Below are 25,939 nucleotides of genomic sequence, written 5' to 3'. Positions count from 1 at the left end.
TATATAAGAGGGGGTGTAGACATGATAAAGATATTTGGTCAGTTGCGCTATCATTGGCAACCAGATCTTTCTCTTCTAATCATTTATTGGTCTTTATCGGTCATTCCGATTTTTATAGGTTTTGCATTTTTATTTGAGAGTTCAGAAGTTCCGTTTTTAGTTCTTTTCTCTTTCTTTTTGTTCATGGTATTATTGGGGATTGGTGTACATAGATATTTTACGATATACGACAACGGGATTTTAAGAATTACTACGGCAAATCCATTTACACCTTCGAAGATTGAAATTTCAACAATTCGTAAAGTAGAAGTGACAAAAACTTCTATTACTCTTTTATTTGATGGCAAAGAAAAAGGCCGTACGTTTTGTATGCGTAAGTGGCCTAAGAAGTATTTTGTAAATGCTTTGGCTTTGAATGATCATTTTAAAGGTGAAGTTGAACTAATGGACAACTTCACCCACGTAGACTATTTTGAAACCTATTATGCTCATCCTAAAAAAACTACTCTTTCTTAAGAGCTTTTGTAGGACAGTTTTTGATAGCTTCAATAACATCAGGTGTTTCAGGAATTTCTTTTTCCAGAAGTTCATCGTCTTGATGAAATTTAACAATGCCATTGTCATGATAATCAAATAGTTCAGAATAGGTTTGGCAAAGCCCGCAGGCAATGCATCGTTCAGGAATGAGTGTCACTTTCATACTCATATTGTAATCGGAATTTTGAAAAAATACAAGGAGGAAGTCATGGCAAAGGAACCATGGGAAGAAGATATTTACGACAAGGGAGAAAAAGAATTGACGAGAAGTAAAAAAACGAGCGATGTAGCGGCCAATCGTGTGTTGACAATTTTAGCGGTTATTTTTTTCATCATGGTGATTACAATTGTAGGTATGATGATTTATTTATCAACTGGCGGAAGCAGCAAAAAAGCAGCAACACAGGGCTTTTATAATACTAAGGCTACCAGCAAACCAAGTGAAAGTTCTAGCGTTCCAGAGTCTTCTAAGGCAACAAGTGATAGCAGTCAAACGCAATCATCTGAAGGAACGCTTACTGTTCAAGCTGGAGAAGGTGAGGCGGCCATTGCTGCGCGTGCAGGGATTTCGATTGCTGAATTGGAGCGTTTGAATCCTTCTCATATGACAACAGGCGCTTGGTATGCCAATCCAGGTGATGTGGTGAAAATTCGATAGGAGTGTAGAATGAAACAAATTCAAATTGCCATTGATGGTCCGGCTTCAAGCGGAAAGTCAACGGTTGCTAAGATTATTGCGAAAGATTTCGACTACACTTACTTGGATACAGGCGCTATGTATCGTGCGGCGACGTACTTAGCTTTACAAAATGATTTATCTGCAGAAAAGTGGTCTGAAATTGTCGCATTATTAGACACTTATCCAGTTAGTTTTGGGCGTGATAAAAATGGGGAGCAGCTTGTTTTTGTCGGAGATGTAGATGTGACGCATCCGATTCGTGAAAACGAAGTGACCAACAATGTCTCTTGGGTGTCTGCAATTCCAGAAGTACGAGAAAAGTTGGTTGATTTACAACGAGAAATTGCCACTCAAGGCGGTATTGTTATGGATGGGCGTGACATTGGAACAGTTGTTTTGCCTCATGCAGAGTTAAAAATTTTTCTTGTAGCCTCAGTTGAGGAAAGAGCTCAACGCCGCTATAAAGAAAATCTTGAAAAAGGTATTCCAACTGATTTGAAAACCCTCAAAAAAGAAATTTCAGATCGTGATTATAAGGACAGTCACCGTTCAGTTTCTCCTTTAAAACCAGCAGATGATGCTATTCATTTTGATACGACGGGTATCGGAATTGCTGAAGTTGTTGCTTTTATCGAAAAAAAAGCTAAAAAAATTCTTGACAAATAATCTGAAACTTGATATTATATAAAAGTTGAGAAAAGCAGAAGTGAGAGCTTCTCGCCTTGCGACTAACGTTGTCTGGCTCTACGGATTAAGTTTCAGAGATGAAATACTATCATGTAGTGCGGGCTTGCGTTAGCAAGTCCGCTCTTGTTTTTCTCTAAAAATAAAAAAGAGGTGAAAACCATAGCAAAACAAGACTTATTCATCAATGATGAAATTCGTGTGCGTGAAGTTCGTTTGATCGGTCTTGATGGTGAGCAATTAGGCATTAAACCACTTAGCGAAGCACAAGCAATTGCTGACGATGCAAATGTGGACCTTGTTCTGATTCAACCACAAGCTAAACCCCCTGTTGCGAAAATTATGGACTATGGAAAGTTCAAATTTGAGTATCAGAAAAAACAAAAAGAACAACGCAAAAAGCAAAGTGTTGTTACCGTGAAAGAAGTTCGTCTCAGTCCAACGATTGACAAAGGTGACTTTGATACAAAACTTCGCAACGCACGCAAGTTCCTTGAAAAAGGAAATAAAGTGAAGGTTTCTATTCGCTTTAAAGGGCGGATGATTACTCACAAAGAAATCGGAGCTAAAGTATTAGCCGACTTTGCTCAAGCAACGCAAGACATTGCGATTATTGAACAAAGAGCTAAAATGGATGGACGTCAAATGTTCATGCAGTTAGCACCAATCCCTGACAAAAAATAATCTGTCAGAAGTTAGAAAAAGGAGAAAAATATCATGCCAAAACAAAAAACACACCGCGCATCAGCTAAACGTTTCAAACGTACAGGTTCTGGTGGCTTGAAACGTTTCCGTGCTTACACTTCTCACCGTTTCCACGGAAAAACTAAAAAACAACGTCGTCATCTTCGTAAAGCAGCAATGGTGCATTCAGGAGATTTCAAACGTATCAAAGCAATGCTGACAGGTCTTAAATAAGAGATTTTGTAGCAGATTATTCTAGGAAATATTGGAGGAAATATAAATGGCACGTGTTAAAGGTGGCGTTGTATCACGCAAACGTCGTAAACGTATTTTAAAATTAGCTAAAGGTTACTATGGTGCAAAACATATCTTGTTCCGTACTGCAAAAGAACAAGTAATGAATTCTTACTACTATGCATACCGTGACCGTCGTCAAAAGAAACGTGATTTCCGCAAATTGTGGATTACACGTATCAATGCGGCAGCTCGTATGAATGGTTTGTCATACTCACAATTGATGCACGGTTTGAAATTGGCTGAAATTGAAGTAAACCGTAAAATGCTGGCTGACTTGGCTGTCAACGATGCAGCAGCTTTCACAGCTCTTGCAGATGCAGCTAAAGCAAAATTAGGTAAATAATGAAAATAGGCTGGGAGAATGTTTTCAGCCTTAAATCATACAGTGTCATAAAATAACGATGCAGTGGTTGATTGTTCAAAGTATAGCTTTGAAGTTGCAAGATAGAATTTGCGAAACAAGTCTCAAGACTGTTCGTTTTTCAAACTCAGCAACTTTACAGGAGTGGGATGGAACTAAATGCTATCTCACTCCTTATTTTTTTAGCTAAAACTGGAGAAAATTCGTGATTTAGGATATAATGGAAAAAAGCAAAGGAGGATGCTATGGCTTCTAAAATGTTGCATACGTGCTTGCGAGTGGAAGATCTAGAAAAATCTATTGCATTTTATGCAGATGCATTTGAATTTAAAGAATTACGGCGCAAGGACTTCCCAGAACATCAATTTACAATTGTTTATTTGGGACTTGAAGGTGATGATTATGAGTTGGAATTAACTTATAATTATGGACACGGACCTTATGTGATTGGCGATGGTTTTGCTCATGTGGCTTTGAGTACGGCTGATTTGCTACAGCTTCACGCTGAACACACTGCTAAAGGATATGAGGTTACACAGCCAAATGGACTTCCTGGAACAAAGCCGAATTATTACTTTATTAAGGATCCGGATGGTTATAAAGTTGAAGTGATTCAAGAAAAAACTTTATAAGTTTGTAAATAATTGAAAATGAAAGGCTTGAAATTATTTTAGCCTTTTTTAGTAGGTAAAGTCTTTTTTAAACGAAAGAGACGAGGTAGAAAGGTAGTGTAGTGAAAAAAATACTTCTCATTGTCCTAAATGTCGCTTTTTTAATGATTATTATTTTTGGGAGTTTTCGGATTAGAAAATTGCTACAAGAAAGAAAATTAAATCGACAAATTTCACAAGTTCTGAAAAGGACAGATACAAAATATCATTATGGTTCAGTACGAAAGCAGACAGGACGTGTAGGAAGTCAGCTCATTACGTCTTACTATCCATTAACAGAGAGCAAGCAAGATATTGGTGTTATTAAAGAGAAAATCAATGCCGATATTCAGAAATTTTCAGATAAACAAAGTCAAGTATCGCAATACGATAACCTTATTTTTTATGTGAGTCATTTTACAGAGACAAATTTTTCTGGAGTAAAGCAAGTTGACATCAAGCGAATCTCTTATCCAGTGTTAACTACGAAAGTTGGAAAGGCTAGAGAAGAGGTTTTGGACTCGCTTTACATGTCGTCTGACAATAAATTGTTTAGCTTAAATCGACTTTTTAAAAATGTTGAGCAAGCCAAAAAGTTATTGCTAGAAGAAATGCAGCAGAAAATCACCGCTCTTCATAAAACAGAAGGACAGAAGATTCTACAAGCATTTCAAACAAGAGATATCTCCCAATGGACATTCAGTTATGAAAAAGGAAAACTCAATCTATTTTATAAAAACAATGAGCGAGTTTCAAAGGTGGAAATCGCCTTACCAGCCTTATATGAGGTAATTGATGAGCATTATTTAAAGGGAGAGGATTTGGCCGCATATCAGTCCTATCAAGCTAAAAAACAGCAAAAATTAGTAGCTTTGACGTTTGACGATGGTCCCAATGCAGCAACGACACCGCAGGCTTTGGATATTTTAGCCAAATACCATGTCAAAGGAACTTTTTTCATGTTGGGGAAAAATATAGCTGGAAATGAGCAACTTGTCAAACGTGTTCATGATGAGGGGCATGAGATTGGCAATCATAGTTGGAGTCATCCACAATTACCAACTCTTGCTCTTGAGCAAGCAAAAAAACAGATTGAGGATACACAAGCAGCACTTCGGGCTGTTATCGGAGAGAGTCCAAAAATGATGCGTCCGCCCTATGGAGCTATCAACAATACACTCCGAAATGCTGTTGATATGTCTTTCATTATGTGGAATGTGGATAGCTTGGATTGGAAAAATCGCAATACTGGGTCTATCATGGAGCAAGTGAAAAAGCAGACTTATCCAGGATCAATCATTTTAATGCATGATATTCATCAAACCACCATTAATGCTTTGCCGAGTGTAATTGAATATTTGCAAAAGAATGGGTACACTTTGGTTACAGTTAGTGAACTTCTGAATCATCAATTGGAAGGACATCGGCTGTATTACGGTGCAAATTAGATAGAAAAAAAGGATAGAAATGATTGCTTCCTATCCTTTTTCTATACTCTTTTTATTTCACATAGAGTTCACGATTTTTTAAGATAATTTCTTGAACGTGGGCATATTTTTTTAGTGTTTTTAATTCTTCTGGGTGGCTGATGAATGTAATGACATAGCCCTCTTTGCCCATACGACCAGTCCGTCCGGCGCGGTGGGTATAGGTTTCAAAATCGCGAGGCAGGTCATAGTTGATGACACATTCGAGAGAATCAATGTCAATTCCTCTAGCTACCAAGTCAGTAGCAAGTAAGAGTGTGAGTTCGTCGTTTTTAAATTGCTCCAAGATGACTTTGCGGAATTTGACATTGACATCACTTGCCAGAGACACAGCTTGAATGTGACGATATTGTAGTTTTTCCTCAGCATTTCCTAAGTCTGAGAGGGCATTGAAAAAGACAAGGGCGCGAAATTCTGAGACATGAGCGAGCTTTCGCAAATATTCAACTTTGTCGCGCTGTTTAACTTGCATATAAAAATGTCGAATATTGTCAAGATGTTGATCTTCCAGTTTGATTTGGAGAGTATTTTCAGCAAGCTTGTCTTGGTCAAACTTAGCAGTCGCACTCATGTAAATCAATTGATGTTCACGTGGTACATAGTGAAGGATCTGCTGCACAAAATGATATTGCGAATCGCTAAGCAGTTGATCAAATTCATCCAGAATGATCGTATCGACAGTCATCATTTTGATTTTTTTTAGTTTAATCAATTCAAAAATGCGTCCTGGCGTCCCGATGAGAATTTCAGGGCCTTTTTTTAACCGTTCAATTTGTCGTTTTTGGCTGGAGCCAGATAGAAAGAGCTGAGCTGTTAAGCCAAGTAGTTCAGCCCATGTTTTGGTGACGTCAAAAATCTGTCCAGCTAGCTCAGTATTGGGAGCCAAGATAAGTAATTGCTGGGATTTCTTAGGTTTTAGTTTTAGAAGAGTTGGGAAAAGATAGGCAAGTGTTTTTCCAGTTCCGGTAGGGCTTATCCCAAGGAGATTCTCTCCTTCCGTAATGGGAGAAAAGAGTTGTTCTTGAATGGGAGTTAAATGCTCAAAGCCAAGTTTAGTGAGTTGGTCTTGCCAACTTTTGGGAAATTTAGTTGTTATCATCATCAGCCTCAAATCTAATACCAGCATCTTGTCGCATGCTAAACAGAGTTTTATGCACGGCAGCAGCAGCGTCTAGCCAGTTTTGGTAGGTTTCTTGTTTTATTTCACCACTTAATGCTTTAGCGAATTGTTTGGCTTCTTCAGCCATGGTGTGAGAAGAGCACGCAATTTCAAGAGTTGTTTTCTCCTTGTTTAGATTTTGGAAAACAGCAGAAGTGATGAATTCGATTGAATTCAAGGTTAGTGTACCGTCTGTTGTGTAAATTTCAGCAGGGAAAAAGCTATTGATATTTTTTCCGGTTTGGATAGTCACTTGAAATTCTGGATAGATTAAACTTCCTACTCCATTTAGATCAACAGTATTTGGTAACTGCTGAGCGGTATAATAGGCATTTTCTGGTGCTCCAAAAAGTCGTATGGCTGCATAGACAGGATAAATGCCTAAGTCCATTAGAGCACCGCCTGAAAATTTCGCCGAAAAGACGTTTGGCTTTTGTCCAGCTAACAGAGCTGGCATTTTGGAAGAATACTTCGCATAGGTGAAATGTGCCCCAAGAATCGTTTTGTTTTTGAGAAAATCTGAAATGACATCAAATGATTGCTCATGGTAGTTACGAGCTGCTTCAAAAATGTATACATGCTGTTCTTGAGCTAATGTTACCAATTCAGCCCATTCTTCTGGGCGTGAGACAGCAGGTTTTTCTACAATTACATGTTTGCTTGCTAAAATAGCAGCTTTTGCTTGTGGGAAATGCAGAGAGTTGGGGCTTGCAATATAAATAATGTCTATATCACTAGTTAAAAAATCAGCCATATCTGTGTAGCAATCTACATTTTCATAATGACTGGCAAATGTTTGAGCAGCATGTATCGTCCGTGAATATACCGCAGTCAGTTGATAGTCCTTTGTCGAATGAGCAGCCTTGACAAATTGGTGAACAATGTCTCCTGTTCCAATCGTTCCGAGTTTTAACATCGTTTTCTCCTTATTTTTTGTCTTGTCATTTATTTTAATTTACCTCTTTCATTATATCATGATTTGGTGTAAAATAGATAAGATGATAAAAAATGGAGTGAATAATGCAAAATAGACCGATTATTATTGGCGTAACAGGTGGTTCTGGTGGTGGTAAGACGAGTGTTTCAAGAGCCATTCTGTCAAATTTTCCAAATGAAAAGATTTCTATGATTGAGCATGATTCTTATTATAAGGATCAGTCACATTTGACGTTTGAAGAGCGAATCAAGACCAATTATGACCATCCTTTTGCTTTTGATACAGATTTGATGATTGCGCAAATCAAGGAATTATTGGCAGGACGTTCGGTAGATATTCCGACGTATGACTATACAGCTCATACACGCAGTGATAAAACCTATCGTCAAGACCCACAGGATGTCTTTATTGTAGAAGGAATTCTGGTTTTAGAGGACAAACGCTTACGTGATTTAATGGACATTAAGATTTTTGTTGATACAGATGATGATGTTCGGATCATTCGCAGGATTAAGCGAGATATGGATGAACGCGGTCGTAGTTTAGATAGTGTCATTGAGCAATATTTAGGTGTGGTAAAGCCTATGTATCATCAATTTATCGAGCCTACCAAGCGCTATGCGGATGTGATTATTCCAGAAGGAGCTTCTAATACAGTAGCGATTGATTTAATTACAACAAAAATTGAAAAAATCTTGCAGGAAGCAAGAGAGCAATAGAAAGGAAGTCTAGTGAGGGAGTGCTAGACTTTTTAGGTGATGATAAATAATATAAAAAGAAAAAGAGAATTTCATTCACGTTCGAAATTTTTTGCCTGTTTGCTAACTTTTTGTGCGGGATTCATTGATGCTTATACATTTATTGAAAGAGGCGGGACATTGGTTGCGGGGCAAACAGGAAACGTTGTTTTCTTGTCGGTTGAATTGATTCACCATGAGACAGGAGAAATAGAAGTGAAGTTGGCAACGATGCTGGCTTTTATGCTGGGCATTTTTGTGTTAACCATTTTCAAAAATAACTTTGAAAATTCTTTATGGCGCTTATCCAGCATTCTTCCACTGATTTTGGTTTGTGGGTTTACAGGATTTCTACCAGCAACCGTGTCCAATCTTTTCATTGTTCCACCGATTGGTTTTTGTATGGGGTTGGTGGCAACAGCTTTTGGTGAAGTGAACGGCATTGTCTACAATAATTCTTTTATGACAGGCAATATCAAAAAAACAATGGTCGCTTTTGGTACTTATGTGCGGACAAAAGAAAAAACTTGCTTAGCAGAAGGCATTTTCTTCGTTGCTTTATTAGGAAGTTTTGTGACAGGAGCGATTGTTTCCACTTATTTGATACAATTTTATTTGTTGAAAACAATCTGGCTCGTAGCTATTATTTTACTAGTATTTTTAACTTTTAGAATGGTGCAATACATTCGCAGAAGATAAATTAAAACTGCAACTCAGCTTTGATGAGAGTTGCAGTTTTTTGATAGAGTTATGGAATGTTAGTCTTTGTAAGAAACGATACCAATAATAGTATCAACGGCGCGTTCCATCGTTTGCAGACTGACATATTCAAAGCGTCCATGCATATTTTCACCGCCGGCAAAGATATTTGGTGTCGGAATGCCCATAAAGGAAATCTTTGAGCCGTCTGTTCCGCCACGAATAGGTTCGATAATCGGTTTGATGTCCAATTTTTCCATAACAGCCTTTGCAATATTGATAGGTGTCATGTCTTTTTCAATGACTTGACGCATATTGTAGTATTGATCTTTAAGCTCTAACTGAACACGTTCACCTCCAAGCGTTGCATTCATCTTATCGGCAATAGAGCGCATCAGTTCTTTGCGTTGCTCAAAAGTTGCTGTGTCGAAGTCACGAATGATATAACTTGCTTTTGCTTCTTCGACAGTTCCTTCTACATTTATAAGGTGGTAGAAGCCCTCGTAGCCGTCTGTCAGCTCAGGGCGGTCACCATTTGGTAATTGATTATGAAAGTCAATAGCTAATTGCAGAGCATTGATCATTTGTCCTTTTGCTGTCCCTGGATGGACATTGCGTCCTTGGAAAGTGATTTCTGCACTAGCTGCAGAGAAAGTTTCAAATTGAAGTTCTCCGAGAGGCCCACCGTCAACCGTATAAGCAAAATCTACATCGAAATCTATCGCATCAAACTTGTCAGCTCCGACACCTATTTCTTCATCTGGACCAAAGCCAACTCGAATTTCGCAGTGCTTGATGTCAGGATGAGCTGTTAGATACTCAATCGCTGTCATGATTTCAGCAATACCTGATTTATCATCAGAGCCGAGAAGGGTTGTTCCATCAGTTGTAATCAAGGTTTGTCCCTTGTATTTTTTTAAACTAGCAAAATCAACAGGGTCAAGATTAAAACCAGATTGCCCCAGTGGAATCACGCCACCGTCATAATTTTCAATGATTTGCGGATTGACACTTTCTGCATTGAAGTCTGCGGTGTCCATGTGGGAAATGAGACCAATCTTGTGTGTGAAACTTGGGTCATTTGCAGGAAGAGTACCGATAGCGTAGCCATTTGGTAAATAATATACATTTTCCAAACCAACGCGTTTCATCTCAGGAATGAGGATGTTATTGGCGAAATCTACTTGGCTTTGTGTGCTTGGTGTTGTCGTAGAATGTTCATCTGAACGCGTATTTACTTTTACATAAGTCAAAAAACGTTCTAAAAGAGTAGGGTAGTTCATAAGTTCTCCTTTTTGCATAGATGTAATTAGTGTATCATATTTTGAGAGGGAAGGCTATTTACAAATAGTGAAAGAATGACAATATTCTCAATAAAAATCATGAACTTGAAAAGAAGCTCATGATTCATCCTATTAGTTATTTAAAATGAGTTTTTCAATAGCTGTAGCGACACCGTTCTCATCATTGCTATCTGTAACGTAATCAGCGAGTTTTTTAACATAGTCACTAGAATTCCCCATAGCCACACCGAGACCTGCAAACTCTAGCATTTCGATGTCATTATTGGCATCACCGATTGCCATAATTTCTTGGGGGTTGATATCTAATCGTTGAGCTAATTCCTTAAGAGCAGTCGCTTTAGTAGTGCCTTTGGGCATAGCTTCGTAAATGACTGGTTGGGAACGAACACCGCTGAAATGCTGGCAAATCTGGCTTGCAAATTGCTTTTCAAAGGTGTCTAATTCATCAGGCTGTGCTAGAAACATAGCTTGGAACATGATATTCTTGCCGCTGATAGCTTCTTCGAGACTGATTTCTGTTGGGGTTGTAAAGACAAGGCTAGCGTCATAGGTGACTAGGTCGCTTGGTTTTTCGTCAACTACTAAATAGCGTTCTTCGTCAAAAAGAGTTAGTTGGGCAGGAGTCTGCTTGGCGATTCTATCCAGATAAAGCATATCCTCCGCACTTAGCTCTTTCCAATCAACAAGCTTCCAATCCTTTGTTTGATGAGTAGAGCAACCGTTGTTAATGATGACATATTCGTTTTCTCCGCTCAGTCCTAATTGTTCATAGTAAGGTTTCACTCCGACCAAGGGACGACCTGTACAAAGAACGAGCTTCACTCCGTTTTCGATAGCTTGATGAATAGCCTGAATATGTGTTTGGGGAATTTCTTTTTGACTATTTAAAAGCGTACCATCCATATCTAATGCGATTAATTTAATCATAGCCCCCTCATTTCTGTAAATGTATTTACTTTTATTATAGCACAAATGAAACGAGATATGGAATGCTTTTTCAAGACTGGTAAAAGTCACCTGCCTTATGTTATAATAAATAGAATACCCGAAAAGGATGAGAAAAATGAACTTAGATGAATTAAAAAAGCGGCAGGAGAAGATTCGAAATTTCTCCATTATCGCGCATATTGATCACGGTAAATCAACTTTGGCAGATAGAATTTTGGAAGCAACGGATACTGTATCCAGCCGAGAAATGCAAGCTCAACTTTTAGATAGTATGGATTTGGAAAGGGAGCGGGGTATTACTATTAAGCTCAATGCGATTGAACTCAATTATAGAGCTAAGAACGGTGAAACTTATATTTTTCATTTGATTGATACACCAGGGCATGTGGACTTTACTTATGAAGTATCGCGATCATTGGCAGCCTGTGAAGGGGCTGTTTTGGTGGTTGATGCTGCTCAAGGTATTGAGGCACAAACTTTAGCCAATGTCTATCTGGCTTTGGATAATGATCTAGAAATCCTACCTGTTATCAATAAAATTGATCTGCCTGCTGCTGACCCAGAGCGAGTTCGGACTGAGATTGAAGATGTCATTGGTTTGGACGCAAGTGAAGCTGTGTTGGCTTCGGCTAAAGCTGGTATCGGGATTGAAGAGATCCTAGAGCAAATCGTGGAGAAAGTTCCTGCGCCGACAGGAGATGTGACTGCACCACTCAAGGCTCTTATTTTTGACTCAGTTTATGATGCTTATCGTGGGGTTATCTTGCAAGTGCGCGTGATGGACGGAGTTGTGAAGCCAGGTGATACCATTCAGCTCATGAGTAATGGCAAGACTTTTGATGTAACTGAAGTGGGTATTTTTACTCCAAAAGCTGTTGGACGAGATTTTCTTGCAACAGGGGATGTTGGCTATATCGCAGCCTCTATCAAGACGGTGCAGGATACTCGGGTTGGAGATACGGTGACCTTAGCGGACAATCCAGCAGATGAACCACTTCATGGCTACAAGCAGATGAACCCGATGGTTTTTGCTGGACTTTATCCGATTGAGTCCAATAAATATAATGATTTGCGGGAAGCTTTGGAAAAACTTCAGCTTAATGATGCTAGTCTTCAATTTGAGCCCGAAACTTCTCAAGCTTTAGGTTTTGGCTTCCGTTGTGGTTTCCTCGGTTTGCTCCACATGGATGTGATTCAGGAACGTTTGGAGAGAGAGTTTAATATTGACTTGATTATGACGGCACCGTCGGTTATCTACAAGGTTAATATGACAGACGGCGAATCCCTTGATGTTTCCAATCCGAGCGAATTTCCAGAACCGACCAAGATTGATTCCATTGAAGAGCCTTATGTCAAAGCACAGATTATGGTGCCGCAGGAATTTGTCGGAGCAGTCATGGAATTGGCTCAGCGTAAACGCGGTGACTTTGTGACTATGGACTATATCGATGAAAATCGAGTCAATGTCATCTACCAAATCCCGTTGGCAGAAATTGTCTTTGATTTCTTTGACAAACTAAAATCCTCAACTCGTGGTTATGCTAGCTTTGACTATGAAATCTCAGAATACCGAAAGTCGAGTCTCGTTAAAATGGATATTCTCCTTAATGGTGACAAAGTAGATGCTCTTAGCTTCATTGTTCACAAGGAATTTGCCTATGAACGCGGAAAATTGATTGTTGAAAAATTAAAGAAAATTATTCCGCGTCAGCAATTTGAAGTGCCAATTCAGGCAGCAATTGGTCAGAAAATTGTGGCACGGACAGATATCAAAGCTTTGCGCAAGAATGTCTTGGCAAAATGTTATGGTGGAGATGTTTCCCGTAAACGTAAGCTCTTGGAAAAACAAAAGGCTGGTAAGAAGCGGATGAAAGCCATCGGATCTGTTGAAGTGCCACAAGAAGCGTTCCTCAGCGTCCTCAGCATGGATGATGAGTGATATGTACAAAAGTTATAAAGAGAGTGGAATGCTCTCTTTTCTTGTGTCGTGAAATAATTGTGAACTCTAAATAAATATGCTAAAATAAAAAGATAGGAGGAATTGGTTATGAAGAAGAAAAAGAGCTGGCTGATTTTATTTTTAGCAGTACTCCTTATCTTTACACTAGAGGCATGTAGTTCAAGCGGAGGGAATAAACCAAAATCATCACAACAGTCATCTTCGTCAAGTAAAGTATCTGCAAAAGAAAGCAGTAGCTCAAGTTCATCAAATGTTACGAAAAAAGATGTGAAGACGGAAGAAATGCAACGTGTAGGCTCAGATGATTATGGCTATATTGACATTCCAAAAAATTGGTTGAAATTTAGGGATGTTGATGGTGGCGACAGTATTCAATATACGGATGGTTCTGGCTACAATATTGTAACTATGAATGCTTACACGAAAGAAAAAGCTAAGATTCAAGAAAGAGAAGAGTTTACAGCTCAGACAATTGCCAATCGTATTTATTATAATTGGCAAAACAATAAAAATGTAAATAGAGTTTGGGGCTCAAAAGGAGCGGTTGCAGGTAACGAAGCCTATCAAGTCAATGTTATAATGAAATCAGGTCAATACTTGATTAGTTGGATTTTCAAAAAGGACGAGAAAGTTTATCTTATTGCACTTGAAGGCAATCGAGAAACCCTAATAAAGCTTCCTCCTTATATTGAAAAGACATGGAGTTTGAGTAAAGAAAAAACAAAAATTTAAAAGGAAAGTGGAGTTCAAATTGTGATTTTACAAGCATCGCGATTTCAATCCACTTTTTAAATAGTCTGGAAAGCTATAAGAAAGTGTTCTGTCATTATTTGGGGCTTTTTTGAAAGAATATTTTTCTTCAATTTATCGTAAATATTTGCTAAATTTGGTATAATAGATTGAGTTTTGTTTAAGAGAGAGAGAAAATGTCAACTTTAGAAATGTTAAAATCAGAATTAAACGGAATTGATATCCGTTTTGATGAACCTTTGAAACAATACACTTATACCAAAGTAGGTGGAGCTGCAGATTATTTGGTTTTTCCGCGAAATCGTTATGAATTGGCACGAGTGGTAAAATTTGCTAATCGGGAGCAGATTCCTTGGATGGTACTAGGAAATGCTAGCAATATCATCGTTCGCGACGGTGGTATTCGCGGTTTTGTGATTATGTTTGACAAATTAAACGGAGTGGCAGTAGATGGCTACACCATTGAAGCAGAGGCAGGTGCTAATCTCATTGAAACGACTCATATTGCACTTCATCATAGCCTGACAGGTTTTGAATTTGCTTGCGGGATTCCAGGGAGTATTGGCGGAGCTGTCTTTATGAATGCTGGTGCTTATGGTGGTGAAATTTCGCATATTTTACTTTCTTGTAAAGTGTTGACACGGGATGGAGAAATAAAAAATATTAGTGCTCAAGACATGAAATTTGGCTATCGTCGTTCCTATGTTCAACAGACAGGTGATGTGGTGATCTCTGCCAAGTTTGCCTTAGCACCAGGAATGCACCGTGTGATTCGTCAAGAAATGGAACGTTTGACACACCTTCGTCAATTGAAGCAGCCTTTAGAGTATCCTTCTTGTGGCTCTGTTTTTAAACGTCCGGTAGGGCATTTCGCAGGGCAATTGATTAGTGAAGCGAATTTAAAAGGGCATCGCATTGGTGGGGTAGAAGTTTCTACAAAGCATGCAGGTTTTATGGTCAATGTTGATAATGGAACAGCAGCTGATTATGAAAATTTGATTGCACATGTGATTGAGACTGTCAAAGCTCATTCAGGTGTGACTTTGGAAAGAGAAGTCCGAATAATCGGTGAGAAATAAAAGTATAGTTTAGTACAATTTGATAACATTCTCCAAGAAAATCAGTCAGGACAAGACTTTAATTTGTCAATCTATGAAAAAGAAGGAATTTATGGCAATTGAACAAACCAATCATTGAATTTAAAAACGTATCAAAAGTTTTTGAGGATAATAATACAGTCGTCTTAAAAGACATCAATTTTGAATTAGAAGAAGGGAAGTTTTACACTCTTTTAGGTGCTTCTGGATCAGGAAAATCAACCATTCTAAATATCATCGCTGGCTTGTTGGATGCGTCCAGCGGTGATGTTTTTCTTGACGGCGTCCGAATCAACGATATTCCGACCAACAAACGTGATGTGCATACGGTGTTTCAGTCCTATGCCCTTTTTCCGCACATGACTGTTTTTGAAAATGTGGCATTTCCGTTGCGTTTGCGTAAAGTTGAAAAACAAGAAATAGAGCGACGGGTTGCAGAAGTCCTGAAAATGGTGCGTTTGGATGGTTTTGAGAAACGCTCTATTCGTAAATTGTCCGGTGGACAACGCCAACGAGTGGCTATTGCGCGTGCTATTGTCAATGAACCGCGGGTTGTTTTGCTGGATGAGCCTTTATCTGCACTGGATTTGAAGTTGCGAACAGACATGCAGTATGAATTACGTGAATTGCAGCAGCGCCTAGGGATTACTTTTGTCTTTGTCACCCATGACCAAGAAGAAGCACTGGCCATGAGCGACTGGATTTTTGTGATGAATGACGGGGAGATTGTGCAGTCAGGGACACCTGTTGATATATATGATGAACCTATCAATCACTTTGTAGCGACCTTTATCGGCGAATCCAATATTCTTCCAGGAAAGATGATTGAAGACTATCTGGTTGAATTTAATGGCAAACGATTTGAAGCCGTTGACGGAGGAATGCGTCCTAATGAGCAGGTGGAAGTCGTCATTCGTCCAGAAGATTTGCGGATTACACTTCCGGAAGAAGGAAAACTGCAAGTTAAGGTTGATACGCAGCTTTTCCGTGGCGTGCATTATGAGATTATCGCTTATGATGAATTGGGCAATGAGTGGATGATTCATTCGACTCGCAAGGCCATTGTCGGAGAAGAGATTGGGCTGGACTTTGAACCAGAAGACATTCATATCATGCGGCTTAATGAAACAGAGGAAGAGTTCGATGCTCGAATTGAAGAATATGTGGAAATGGAAGAGCAAGAAGCTGGCTTAATCAATGCCATTGAGGAGGAGCGCGATGAAGAAAACAACCTCTAATCTTTTTGTTGCTCCTTATATTCTTTGGATTTTATTATTTGTATTGGCGCCTGTTGCCATGATTGTTTGGCAGTCGTTTTTCAATATCGAAGGTCATTTCACCCTTGAAAACTACAAGACTTACTTCGCTTCGCAAAATCTGACTTATCTCAAAATGAGTTTGAACTCTGTTTTATATGCGGGGATTATCACAGTTGTCACTTTAGTAATCAGTTACCCAACTGCATTTTTATTGACGCAACTAAAGCACAGACAGCTTTGGTTGATGCTCATCATCTTGCCGACCTGGGTCAATCTGCTTCTCAAAGCTTATGCTTTTATTGGGATTTTCGGACAAAATGGATCTGTCAATCAATTTTTAAGTTTTATTGGGATAGGTGCTCAACAAATCCTGTTTACAGATTTCTCTTTTATTTTTGTAGCCAGCTATATTGAGCTGCCCTTTATGATATTGCCGATTTTTAATGTTTTAGAGGATATGGATCAAAATCTGATCAATGCCAGCTATGACCTTGGTGCCAATCGTTGGGAAACCTTCCGTCGTGTCGTTTTTCCTTTATCTATGAATGGCGTGAGAAGCGGTGTGCAGTCTGTCTTTATTCCCAGCCTCAGTCTTTTTATGCTGACGCGTTTGATCGGTGGCAATCGCGTTATTACGCTAGGTACAGCCATTGAGCAGCATTTTCTGACTACACAAAATTGGGGAATGGGCTCAACCATTGGTGTTGTCTTGATTGTAGCCATGCTCGTTATCATGTGGGCAACGAAAGAAGGGGGAGAGCGATGAAAAAAACTGCTAGTATTTATTTAACAGTCATCTTCTTAATTCTTTATTTGCCGATTTTTTATTTGATTGGCTATGCCTTTAATGCTGGCGATGATATGAACAAGTTTACAGGCTTTAGTCTGATGCATTTTCAAAATATGTTCAGTGATACTCGCTTGATGCTCATTTTAGCGCAGACCTTTTTCTTAGCATTTCTATCTTCTTTGATTGCAACAGTAATCGGAACATTTGGTGCCATTTATATTTATCAGGCAAGAAAAAAATATCAAGAAGCCTTTTTATCGGTTAATAATATCCTTATGGTAGCGCCAGATGTCATGATTGGGGCTAGTTTCTTAATTCTTTTTACAACTATCAAATTTCAATTAGGTTTTCTATCTGTTCTGGCGAGTCATATTGCCTTTTCAATCCCTATTGTTGTCTTGATGATATTACCACGGCTAAAAGAGATGAATGATGACATGGTTAAGGCAGCCTATGATTTAGGAGCAAGCCAAATTCAGATGCTAAAAGAAATCATGTTGCCCTATTTGACACCAGCCATTATTGCAGGGTATTTTATGGCTTTTACCTATTCCTTGGACGATTTTGCAGTGACTTTCTTTGTGACAGGAAATGGCTTCTCAACCTTGTCTGTTGAAATTTACTCGCGGGCTCGGCAAGGAATTTCGCTAGAAATCAATGCTCTCTCTGCTTTGGTATTTCTGTTCAGTATTCTTTTGGTAATTGGCTATTACTTTATTTCTCGTGAGAAGGAGGATGTGGTATGAAAAAGCTCTATTCATTTTTAATGGGCATTGTTGCCATTATCCTTGTCCTCTGGGGAGTGAGTTATCACATTGAAAGTCGGACAAAAAGTGGCTCTGGTGACAAACTGGTCATCTACAATTGGGGAGACTATATTGATCCAGAGTTACTGACGAAGTTCACCAAAGAAACCGGTATCCAAGTCCAATATGAAACCTTTGATTCTAATGAATCCATGTACACCAAGATTAAGCAAGGCGGGACAACTTACGATATTGCTATTCCTAGTGAATACATGATTTCTAAAATGATGTCGGAACGCTTGCTTGAAAAATTGGACCATTCAAAAATTAAAGGGTTGGAAAATATCGGAAAACGTTTTTTAAATCAATCATTTGATCCTAAAAATCAATACTCTATTCCTTACTTTTGGGGAACGCTTGGGATTGTCTACAACACAGAATTAGTCAAAACAGCTCCTAAGCATTGGAGTGATTTGTGGCGACCTGAATATAAAAACTCTATCATGATGATTGATGGAGCGCGCGAGGTAATGGGTGTTGGGTTAAATGCTTTAGGTTATAGCCTCAATTCTAAAAATACTAAGCAATTACAAGAAGCAGTTGATAAGCTTTATACGTTGACACCGAATATCAAAGCAATTGTAGCAGACGAAATGAAAGGCTATATGATTCAAAACAATGCGGCGATTGGCGTTAGTTTTTCAGGTGAAGCACGGCAAATGTTGGAAAAGAATGACAAGCTTCGCTATGTTGTCCCAACAGAAGCCAGCAATCTTTGGTTTGACAATATCGTTATTCCAAAAACCGTCAAAAATAAAAAAGCTGCTTATCAATTTATTAACTTTATGTTAAGACCTGAAAATGCCTATAAAAATGCTTTGTATGTTGGCTACTCAACGCCTAACATGCCTGCTAAGGCGATGCTGCCAAAAGAAATCCAAGAGGACAAAGCCTTTTACCCAGATGAGGAAACTCTGAAGCACTTAGAAGTTTATCAACAACTCGGTGCTAAGTGGCTAGGAATTTATAATGACTTGTATCTTCAAGTGAAAATGTATCGGAAATAATGCTCCGTGAAAATTGTTTCGAGCCTTGTTAGCCACCGGACTGTTAAAGTCTGCGGATAAAGAAACTGAGGTCTCTATCGAAAACATTTTGGAAGCTAGTTGAAGTCGGGGGCTAGGTTCATTCACGCATTGAAGCTCATTCAGCTTTGTTGATTTTCATTGAGTATGCAATTAAATATAAAAAAACGGAAGTTGAGCAACTCCTAGACCTTGGTCTGATTGGTTGTCTCGCTTCCGCTTTTTTAATTGCTAGAGCTTGAAGTAGTTGTATTTGTGTCGTTGTCAGTCGTTGTGCTGCTTGTCTGACTAGAGCTAGTATCGCTTGATGTATTACTAGACTGCGTGGTGTCAGAACTAGCGCTACTCGTTTCTGTCTCGCCTTGACTTGCAGCTGTTGTGTCGCTAGATTTAGCCCCGTCTGTTGTTGTTTCTTTCTGAATTTCTTTGATAATAGTTGTTTGTGTCGTCTGGCTACTTTTTGTCTTGGTATCAGATTTATTATTGTTCATGAAAGTCAAGATTGTAATTGTTGCAGTGATAATCCCAAGAATACTCCCAATCGTAGCAAGGGTCTTCTGAAAAGCAGAAAGTCCTTTTTTGATATGATGACGAGTAGGCGTTTTTTCTTCTTTTGCATTTGCCGTTTTGTTTTTCCGAGAATAATTTTCCATTGTGAGTTGCTAATCTCCTTTCTTATCTTCATTATACCCTCTTTATTTAAAATTGTCTTAAAAAAATTCAAAATGTTGAAAATTTCATATAAAGCGATTGAAAATTGATTGAAAAATTACCTTTTACAAAAAATCAGCTCCATCCTTGTCTGTCCTGTTAGCAGATAGAAAGAGCTGATTCACTTATAAGGAAGGAACTAGGAAAGATGTGCTTGCGCAACAGCTAATCGTGCAGCAGGAACGCGATAAGGTGAGCAAGAAACATAAGTAATGCCAATCTCTTGGAAGAAAGGAATAGAAGCTGGATCTCCTCCGACTTCACCGCAAATGCCAATTGGAAGTTCTGGCTTCACTTGACGAGCTTTAGAAATAGCTATTTTCATGAGCTCGCCCACTCCAGCTCGGTCAATGGTTTGGAATGGATCAAATGACATGATTTCTCCCTCTTTGTAATGCTGGATAAATTTTCCAATATCATCACGAGAAAAACCATAGGTCATTTGCGTCAAATCATTGGTACCAAAACTAAAGAAGTCTGCTTCCTCGGCTAATTGATCTGCGATAAAACAAGCGCGTGGCAGTTCAATCATTGTACCGATTTCATAAGGGAATGGCTGCATGTGATGTTTTTTGAAAATGTTATCAATATGCTGACAAAGAGATGTTTTGATTGAAACCAACTCCGCCTTTTCTGCGATTAAAGGAATCATGATTTCTGGTTTAATGACCATACCTTCTTTTGCTAGTCTTATAGCGCTATTAAAAATGGCTTCTACCTGCATTTTATAAATTTCAGGCTGTGTAATTCCCAAGCGGCAACCACGATGTCCTAGCATTGGGTTCGTTTCTTGTAGAGAAGTGATTTTCCGCGTTAGTGTATCAAGAGGTACTTGCAATTTCCCGGCTAATTGCTCAATTTCCTGTTGTGTTTTTGGCAAAAATTCGTGCATAGGCGGATCTAGTAAACGGACAATCATCGGTTTATCTTGAATGGTTTGATACATCTGATAGAAATCTTCTTCTTGGAAAGCCAAAAGTGTCATTAAAGCAGACTTAGTTTCGATTTCATTCGTTGATAAAATCAATCTGCGCATTTCTAAAATCCGTTCCTCACCAAAGAACATGTGCTCTGTACGAGCCAGACCAATTCCCTTGGCACCAAATTGAATAGCTGTTTTCAAATCTTGAATGGTTTCAGCATTCGCTCGAACGGTTAGCTGTGCAATTTCATCTGCCCAAGAAAGGAACATCTGTAATTCGTCATTATTATCAATCATAGTGGTTGGAATGCTTCCAATGTAGAGTTTGCCGGAAGTGCCGTCTACAGAAAGGATGTCTCCCTCTTTTAAGGTTACCTTACCGCATACAAGTGTTTTTCCGTCTTCATTGATAGATAATTCTCCGCATCCTGCGACACAACAAGTGCCCATGCCACGAGCTACAACAGCTGCATGAGAAGTCATGCCACCGTGACTGGTCACGATTGCTTGACTAACTACCATTCCTTCAATGTCTTCGGGAGAAGTTTCTTGGCGAACCAAAATCACTTTCTTTCCAAGTGCATGAAATTCTTTGGCGCGCTCGGCAGTAAAGACAATTTCTCCTGTTGCGGCACCTGGACTAGCAGGAAGTCCCTGAGTTAAGTGATGAGCTGATGTTAAAGCTTTTTCTTCAAAAACAGGGTGAATCAGTTGGTCAATGGTAGAAGGACTGACTCGTAGGAGAGCTTCTTGCTTTGAAATCATTTTTTCATCTACTAAATCCAAAGCAATTTTTAAGCTTGCCTTAGCCGTCCGTTTTCCGTTTCGCGTTTGCAGAATATAAAGCTTTTCTTTTTCAATGGTAAATTCAATATCCTGCATATCTTTGTAGTGTTTTTCAAGAATCTTGGCGTAGTTGCAAAAATCTTCATAGGCCTGTGGTAAGATTCGTTTAAGAGAGTCAATCGGTTCTGGAGTCCGAATACCAGCTACGACATCTTCTCCTTGGGCATTGAGGAGAAATTCCCCAAACAGATGAGGTTCACCAGTAGCAGGATTTCTGGTGAAAACAACGCCTGTGCCACTTTTTTGATCGCTATTGCCAAACACCATACTCTGAACATTGACGGCCGTACCTAAATCATGTGGAATGTGGTTCAATTCGCGGTAAACTTTAGCGCGTGGGTTGTTCCATGATTTGAATACCGCTTTGATAGCAGCGTAAAGTTGCTCTTTAGGGCTTTGTGGGAAATTTTGATAGTGTTCCTGATAGACTTCTTTATATTGTTGAATAAGTGATTGGTGCTCTTCTCTTGAAAAGTCATTGATTGTTTTATTCAATTGTTTTTCGGTCTTTTCTAAGCATTGGTCAAATTCTTCTTTGGGAATGCCGTAGACGACATCTGCAAACATCTGCAATAAACGCCGATAACAATTGTAAGCGAAATTGGCATTTGTCGCATCTGCTAAAGTCTGAACACGCAAGTCATTTAGCCCAAGATTGAGAATCGTGTCCATCATACCAGGCATGGAAATTTTAGCTCCGCTACGGACAGAAACCAGTAGTAGTGAGGGTTCGTTCCCCATGAAAAATTTATTCGTTTTGGTTTCTAGTTTAGTAATCGCTTTCAAAATTTCCTCTTTTAAAATAGATTCAAAAAAGGAAGGAGTTTCTAAATAACGCAGACAACTTTGAGTTGTAATCGTAAATCCCTCAGGTACAGGTAGTCCCAAATGGGTCATTTCTGCCAAATTGGCACCCTTACCACCTAGTAGCGCCTTGTCTTCAGCGCGTCCTTCTTCAAAAGAATAAATCCATTTATCCATTTTTGCCTCCAATTTATTAAATGTGTGTCATAATAAAAGACAAATACATTGTAATATACGTCATATATGTTTGTCAACTGAAAAAACCAATCATAAATCGTTGACAAACGAGTTTTATTTGTTATAATATGACACATAATAATGATTTGAAATTGATATTGGAAAAGGAGTAAAAGTTGAAATTAACAAAACGACAAAAAGAGATCGTTGAAATTGTAAAGAAAGATCAACCGGTTAGCGGTGAAAAAATCTCAGAACTGCTAGATGTGTCTAGGGCAACTTTGCGCTCAGATTTATCCTTTCTAACCTTAGTGGGGATTTTAAAAGCAAGTCCGAAAGTTGGCTACACTTATGCTGGTTCGGATTTGGAAACGCTCTTTTTCTTTGATACTTTTCAGAAGAAAGTTGAAGATGTCATGACCTCACCAGTATTGGTGACGCACGATTCGTTTATTCAAGATGCCATTATTACTTTATTTATGTATGATTCAGATGTTCTCTATGTGATAGATGAAAAGAAGCAGCTGCTAGGCATTTTATCACGAAAGGATTTGTTAAGGGCTGCCCTCAATGCCAATATTGATGTGACCCCGGTAGCCGTTTGCATGACCAGAATGCCACATATTAAGACTTGCCATAAGGATTTGAATATTCTTGAAGCAGCTGCACTTTTGCAGGACTTCGCCATTGATTCATTGCCTGTTGTGGAGGAGCAAAATGAAGGTCATATTATCGGAACAATTACGAAGTCAGCTTTGTTGGACTTTATTATCCAAGAAGCTAGAAATGCAGAAGTGAATAGATAAAAAAGGAGTTTTCATGAAACAAGAGATTACCATTTACGCTATTTCTGATTCTTTGGGAGGAACATCCCAAAAATTACTGTCAGCCGTTATGGCTCAATACCCAGATTTGATTTTTAATAATAGCTATCGGTTTCCTTTTATCAATAAAGAATCTGAATTGTTGGATATTTTGCAGGATGCTATCAAAGATGACGCAGTTGTTATCAGCACGTTGGTAGATAGCCATTTAGCTGCAACAGCTAGAGAATTTAGCAGGGTCAATCATTTATCTTATTTGGATTTGATGAATCCGTTTTTTGAGATTATCAAGGAAAAAACAGGTACTCAACCGATTGAAGTTCCGGGAGTCTTGCACCGTTTAGACACGGAATATTTCAATAAAATCTCTGCTATTGAATTTGCTGTTAAATATGACGACGGCAAGAATCCGCAAGGATTTTTGGAGTCAGACCTTGTGATCTTAGGGGTTTCTCGGACTTCCAAGACTCCGCTTAGCATCTATTTAGCCAATAAAGGCTACAAAGTATCCAATCTTCCCCTGATTCCTGAAGTTCCGCTACCGCAAATCTTGGATAAAGTAGATAGAAGAAGAATGATTGGCTTGGTGTGTGACCCAGATAAATTAGCAAAAGTGAGAAGTAATCGCTTGGATGCGCTTGGTTTGACACAAACTACAAGCTATACAGATATTGAAAAAATTTATGAAGAATTGGACTATTCTAAAAAAGTATTTCAAAAATATCAAGCACATGTTATCAATATGACAGATAAATCTATTGAAGAAACGGCTTGCATTATTGAAGAACATTTGAAATCTCTGTCTTCAAATAAGTATTAAATATAGTATTGTATTGAAATGAGGTGAACGAATGGAGCAATACAAACGAATTCTATTAAAAGAGTTTGATTCTAAGCAAAAGGTCATCACAGAGTTAATCAATCTGGAAGCTATTTTAAATTTGCCAAAAGGAACAGAATTGTATCTTAGCGATATTCATGGTGAGTTTGAGGCTTTTGACTATATCTTGAGAACCTGTGCAGGAAACCTGAACGAAAAAATCAATGACTGCTTTGGAGAGAAATTATCAAAAGAGGAAAAAGACAAGCTGACCTTGCTGATTGCTTACCCTCAGGAAGTTTTGAGCGATGGTTTTCTTTATCCTTTGAAAGATAAAAGATGGTATGGAGAAATTATTCAAAACTTGTTGACTTTGCTAGCTTTTGTAGCAGCCAAATACACACGCTCTAAAGTAAGGAAAGCCTTGCCGCCACAATATGCTTATGTGATTGAAGAATTGCTCTATACAGATCGCAATCTGCCGGATAGTAATATTTATTTTGAAACGATTCAGAACTATTTGATTGATCTAGGTGAGGCAAGTCAGTTTATTTCGGCATTAGCAAAAGTAATTCGGCAGTTAATCATTGATCATCTTCATATAGTCGGCGATATTTTTGACCGAGGGGCAGCCGCAGATAAAGTAATGAATGAAATCATGGCTTATCATTCTGTTGATATTCAGTGGGGCAATCACGATATTATCTGGATGGGGGCTTTCTTCGGATCAAAAGAATGCTTGCTTATTCTCTTGCGAATAGCTGCTAGATATGGCTATCTTTACGATATTGAGAGAGCTTATGGTCTCAATCTAAGACCGCTCGTTCTTTTTGCCGAAAAGACTTATTCTGAAAATGCAAAGTTCAAACCAAAATTAGGAAAAAGAAGCGATAGCTATTCTCCTAAAGAAATCCTCCAGCTGGAAAAGGTTCACCAAGCACTAGCAATCATTCAGTTTAAATTGGAAAATCAACTGATTAAAAGGCGACCGGAGTTTGATATGGCTCAACATCTTACTCTTGATAAGATTGATTACTGGGAAGAGAGTATTCTAGTTGAAGAAAAGAAGCATTTTTTAGCTAATACTTGCTTTCAAACAATCAATCCTCAACAGCCAGATCAGCTGACAGATGAGGAAGAAGAAGTGGTTGCTACTTTGCTGGATTCATTCCAGCATTCTATTCAGCTCAAGAACCACATTTCTTTTTTGATGAACAAGGGCTCCATGTATAAAATTTATAACAGTCATCTCCTTTTTCATGGTTGCATTCCTTTGGAAGAGTCTGGAGATTTTCAACCTTTGCAGATCAATGAAATTCGCTATGCTGGTAAAGAATTGCTCGACTTTTTTGAATACCACATTCGAGAAAGTTCTAAAAATCCAGAGATTCAGAACGATTTCTCAACGGATCTTATCTGGTACTGTTGGAATGGAAAACTATCTCCCTTGTTTGGCAAGGACAAGATGACCACCCTAGAACGTTATTTTATTGAGGATAAGGAAACGCACGTTGAAAAGGAAAATCCCTATTTCTCCTATCGGAATTCTGCTAAGATTTGCAAGTTGATTTTGGAAGAATTCGGGCTCTTTTTTGAAGATTCTAGGATTGTAAATGGGCATACACCTGTAAAAACATTGAAAGGCGAATCTCCAATCCGAGGAGAAGGCATGCTATTTGTCATTGACGGTGGGTTGTGTGAAGCCTACCAAAAGAAAACGGGTATTGCTGGTTATTCCTTGCTCAATAATTCATATGGTTTTCAAATTGTCACACACCAACCTTTTCAAAATGTGCAAAAAATGATTGAGAAGGCTGTGGATCTCTCATCCTTGAAGAAAGTGATTGAGCATGTCCGTGAGCGAACTTTGATAAAATCAACGACAATCGGGCAAAGTCTCATCGAACAACAACAGGAACTATCTGCTCTCTTGCATGAATTTTATGATTAACCTTTACGGCTCTCCAAGCCAAAACTTGGAGGGC

27 protein-coding genes and 1 other annotated feature are annotated in these 25,939 nt (G+C 38.7%); of the genes, 20 read left to right on the top strand and 7 right to left on the bottom strand.

Annotation, left to right across the window (positions count from 1 at the left end; genetic code table 11):
• Positions 1 to 21: 21 nt before the first annotated feature.
• Positions 22 to 516 carry an EbsA family protein gene (locus tag HMPREF2634_RS00715; RefSeq protein ID WP_057489621.1) on the top strand — a complete coding sequence of 165 codons (495 nt, stop codon included), beginning with the start codon at positions 22 to 24 and terminating at the stop codon, positions 514 to 516.
• Here HMPREF2634_RS00715 and HMPREF2634_RS00710 read toward each other — a convergent pair.
• The gene (locus HMPREF2634_RS00710) at positions 503 to 700 is read right to left on the bottom strand and encodes a ferredoxin (RefSeq protein ID WP_106079221.1); all 198 of its coding nucleotides are present in this window, start codon (positions 698 to 700) and stop codon (positions 503 to 505) included. The genes HMPREF2634_RS00715 and HMPREF2634_RS00710 overlap by 14 nt on opposite strands.
• Before the next feature lie 45 nt (positions 701 to 745).
• Between HMPREF2634_RS00710 and HMPREF2634_RS00705 the strand changes: the two genes are divergently transcribed.
• From HMPREF2634_RS00705 to HMPREF2634_RS00675, 7 genes are all read left to right on the top strand, one after another.
• The gene (locus HMPREF2634_RS00705; RefSeq protein ID WP_021001556.1) at positions 746 to 1,195 is read left to right on the top strand and encodes an SAG1386/EF1546 family surface-associated protein; all 450 of its coding nucleotides are present in this window, start codon (positions 746 to 748) and stop codon (positions 1,193 to 1,195) included.
• Positions 1,196 to 1,204: 9 nt separating this feature from the next.
• Positions 1,205 to 1,882, top strand: coding sequence for a (d)CMP kinase (cmk, locus tag HMPREF2634_RS00700; RefSeq protein WP_070836110.1), 678 nt, complete (start codon positions 1,205 to 1,207; stop codon positions 1,880 to 1,882).
• A gap of 26 nt (positions 1,883 to 1,908) precedes the next feature.
• Positions 1,909 to 2,038 (top strand) — a sequence feature (ribosomal protein L20 leader region).
• 15 nt (positions 2,039 to 2,053) lie between these two features.
• Positions 2,054 to 2,584, top strand: a complete 531-nt coding sequence (infC, locus tag HMPREF2634_RS00695) for a translation initiation factor IF-3 (RefSeq protein WP_003025051.1) — start codon at positions 2,054 to 2,056, stop codon at positions 2,582 to 2,584.
• Between the two features lie 33 nt (positions 2,585 to 2,617).
• Positions 2,618 to 2,818 (top strand): 50S ribosomal protein L35, encoded by a 201-nt coding sequence (gene rpmI, locus HMPREF2634_RS00690; protein WP_003025048.1) that lies wholly within the window; start codon positions 2,618 to 2,620, stop codon positions 2,816 to 2,818.
• A 46-nt stretch (positions 2,819 to 2,864) separates the two neighbouring features.
• Positions 2,865 to 3,224 carry a 50S ribosomal protein L20 gene (gene rplT / locus HMPREF2634_RS00685; RefSeq protein ID WP_000124834.1) on the top strand — a complete coding sequence of 120 codons (360 nt, stop codon included), beginning with the start codon at positions 2,865 to 2,867 and terminating at the stop codon, positions 3,222 to 3,224.
• Positions 3,225 to 3,487: 263 nt separating this feature from the next.
• A complete protein-coding gene (locus HMPREF2634_RS00680) occupies positions 3,488 to 3,874 on the top strand; it encodes a lactoylglutathione lyase (protein ID WP_021001558.1) in 387 nt (128 codons plus the stop codon).
• A gap of 101 nt (positions 3,875 to 3,975) precedes the next feature.
• The gene (locus HMPREF2634_RS00675; RefSeq protein ID WP_021001559.1) at positions 3,976 to 5,340 is read left to right on the top strand and encodes a polysaccharide deacetylase family protein; all 1,365 of its coding nucleotides are present in this window, start codon (positions 3,976 to 3,978) and stop codon (positions 5,338 to 5,340) included.
• Positions 5,341 to 5,392: 52 nt separating this feature from the next.
• Here HMPREF2634_RS00675 and HMPREF2634_RS00670 read toward each other — a convergent pair whose 3' ends face one another.
• On the bottom strand, positions 5,393 to 6,481 hold the full coding sequence (locus HMPREF2634_RS00670) for a DEAD/DEAH box helicase (protein ID WP_003027540.1): 1,089 nt from the start codon (positions 6,479 to 6,481) through the stop codon (positions 5,393 to 5,395).
• Entirely contained in the window at positions 6,465 to 7,454 is a 990-nt protein-coding gene (locus tag HMPREF2634_RS00665) for a Gfo/Idh/MocA family protein (protein WP_021001561.1), read from the bottom strand. Before HMPREF2634_RS00665 ends, HMPREF2634_RS00670 begins: the two co-directional genes overlap by 17 nt.
• A 104-nt stretch (positions 7,455 to 7,558) precedes the next feature.
• On the opposite strand from HMPREF2634_RS00665, the gene udk reads away from it, so the two are divergent.
• Both udk and HMPREF2634_RS00655 read left to right on the top strand, forming a co-directional pair.
• Complete coding sequence (udk, locus tag HMPREF2634_RS00660) at positions 7,559 to 8,194, top strand: uridine kinase (RefSeq protein ID WP_021001562.1); 636 nt, start codon at positions 7,559 to 7,561, stop codon at positions 8,192 to 8,194.
• 39 nt (positions 8,195 to 8,233) lie between these two features.
• A complete protein-coding gene (locus tag HMPREF2634_RS00655; protein WP_021001563.1) occupies positions 8,234 to 8,911 on the top strand; it encodes a YoaK family protein in 678 nt (225 codons plus the stop codon).
• A gap of 59 nt (positions 8,912 to 8,970) precedes the next feature.
• On the opposite strand, the gene pepT is transcribed toward HMPREF2634_RS00655, so the two are convergent.
• The gene (pepT, locus tag HMPREF2634_RS00650; protein WP_070836108.1) at positions 8,971 to 10,194 is read right to left on the bottom strand and encodes a peptidase T; all 1,224 of its coding nucleotides are present in this window, start codon (positions 10,192 to 10,194) and stop codon (positions 8,971 to 8,973) included.
• 132 nt (positions 10,195 to 10,326) lie between these two features.
• Entirely contained in the window at positions 10,327 to 11,142 is an 816-nt protein-coding gene (locus HMPREF2634_RS00645) for a Cof-type HAD-IIB family hydrolase (protein WP_003032864.1), read from the bottom strand.
• A 136-nt stretch (positions 11,143 to 11,278) separates the two neighbouring features.
• Here HMPREF2634_RS00645 and lepA point away from each other — a divergent pair, with 136 nt between their 5' ends.
• The 7 genes from lepA to HMPREF2634_RS00610 all read left to right on the top strand — a co-directional run bounded on the left by lepA (position 11,279) and on the right by HMPREF2634_RS00610 (position 18,832).
• Positions 11,279 to 13,102: a translation elongation factor 4 gene (gene lepA, locus HMPREF2634_RS00640; RefSeq protein WP_021001565.1), complete on the top strand. Its 1,824-nt coding sequence runs from the start codon at positions 11,279 to 11,281 to the stop codon at positions 13,100 to 13,102.
• A 108-nt stretch (positions 13,103 to 13,210) separates the two neighbouring features.
• On the top strand, positions 13,211 to 13,855 hold the full coding sequence (locus HMPREF2634_RS00635; protein ID WP_057489623.1) for a hypothetical protein: 645 nt from the start codon (positions 13,211 to 13,213) through the stop codon (positions 13,853 to 13,855).
• A 194-nt stretch (positions 13,856 to 14,049) separates the two neighbouring features.
• Positions 14,050 to 14,952: a UDP-N-acetylmuramate dehydrogenase gene (gene murB / locus HMPREF2634_RS00630; RefSeq protein WP_003025014.1), complete on the top strand. Its 903-nt coding sequence runs from the start codon at positions 14,050 to 14,052 to the stop codon at positions 14,950 to 14,952.
• A gap of 98 nt (positions 14,953 to 15,050) precedes the next feature.
• Positions 15,051 to 16,208, top strand: coding sequence for an ABC transporter ATP-binding protein (locus tag HMPREF2634_RS00625; RefSeq protein ID WP_021001568.1), 1,158 nt, complete (start codon positions 15,051 to 15,053; stop codon positions 16,206 to 16,208).
• Entirely contained in the window at positions 16,189 to 16,995 is an 807-nt protein-coding gene (locus HMPREF2634_RS00620) for an ABC transporter permease (protein ID WP_021001569.1), read from the top strand. The genes HMPREF2634_RS00625 and HMPREF2634_RS00620 overlap by 20 nt, the downstream gene beginning before the upstream one ends.
• A complete protein-coding gene (locus tag HMPREF2634_RS00615; RefSeq protein ID WP_021001570.1) occupies positions 16,992 to 17,765 on the top strand; it encodes an ABC transporter permease in 774 nt (257 codons plus the stop codon). Before HMPREF2634_RS00620 ends, HMPREF2634_RS00615 begins: the two co-directional genes overlap by 4 nt.
• Positions 17,762 to 18,832: an ABC transporter substrate-binding protein gene (locus HMPREF2634_RS00610; RefSeq protein ID WP_021001571.1), complete on the top strand. Its 1,071-nt coding sequence runs from the start codon at positions 17,762 to 17,764 to the stop codon at positions 18,830 to 18,832. The genes HMPREF2634_RS00615 and HMPREF2634_RS00610 overlap by 4 nt, the downstream gene beginning before the upstream one ends.
• Before the next feature lie 242 nt (positions 18,833 to 19,074).
• Here HMPREF2634_RS00610 and HMPREF2634_RS00605 read toward each other — a convergent pair whose 3' ends face one another.
• Positions 19,075 to 19,503 carry a DUF6556 family protein gene (locus HMPREF2634_RS00605; RefSeq protein WP_003032874.1) on the bottom strand — a complete coding sequence of 143 codons (429 nt, stop codon included), beginning with the start codon at positions 19,501 to 19,503 and terminating at the stop codon, positions 19,075 to 19,077.
• Positions 19,504 to 19,700: 197 nt separating this feature from the next.
• On the bottom strand, positions 19,701 to 22,310 hold the full coding sequence (gene ppdK / locus HMPREF2634_RS00600; RefSeq protein WP_021001572.1) for a pyruvate, phosphate dikinase: 2,610 nt from the start codon (positions 22,308 to 22,310) through the stop codon (positions 19,701 to 19,703).
• Between the two features lie 176 nt (positions 22,311 to 22,486).
• Here ppdK and HMPREF2634_RS00595 point away from each other — a divergent pair, with 176 nt between their 5' ends.
• The 3 genes from HMPREF2634_RS00595 to HMPREF2634_RS00585 are packed head-to-tail and all read left to right on the top strand — an operon-like array spanning position 22,487 to position 25,905.
• Positions 22,487 to 23,116: a CBS domain-containing protein gene (locus HMPREF2634_RS00595; RefSeq protein ID WP_003024999.1), complete on the top strand. Its 630-nt coding sequence runs from the start codon at positions 22,487 to 22,489 to the stop codon at positions 23,114 to 23,116.
• Between the two features lie 13 nt (positions 23,117 to 23,129).
• Positions 23,130 to 23,954 carry a pyruvate, water dikinase regulatory protein gene (locus HMPREF2634_RS00590; RefSeq protein WP_021001573.1) on the top strand — a complete coding sequence of 275 codons (825 nt, stop codon included), beginning with the start codon at positions 23,130 to 23,132 and terminating at the stop codon, positions 23,952 to 23,954.
• A 31-nt stretch (positions 23,955 to 23,985) separates the two neighbouring features.
• The gene (locus HMPREF2634_RS00585) at positions 23,986 to 25,905 is read left to right on the top strand and encodes a fructose-bisphosphatase class III (RefSeq protein ID WP_070836105.1); all 1,920 of its coding nucleotides are present in this window, start codon (positions 23,986 to 23,988) and stop codon (positions 25,903 to 25,905) included.
• The last annotated feature ends 34 nt before the right edge of the window (positions 25,906 to 25,939 follow it).

This window comes from Streptococcus sp. HMSC034B03, from assembly GCF_001838575.1.
Lineage (GTDB): Bacteria > Bacillota > Bacilli > Lactobacillales > Streptococcaceae > Streptococcus > Streptococcus anginosus.
The sequence above is the reverse complement of the archived record's forward strand: the minus strand, read 5'-3'. Positions and strand labels throughout refer to the sequence as shown.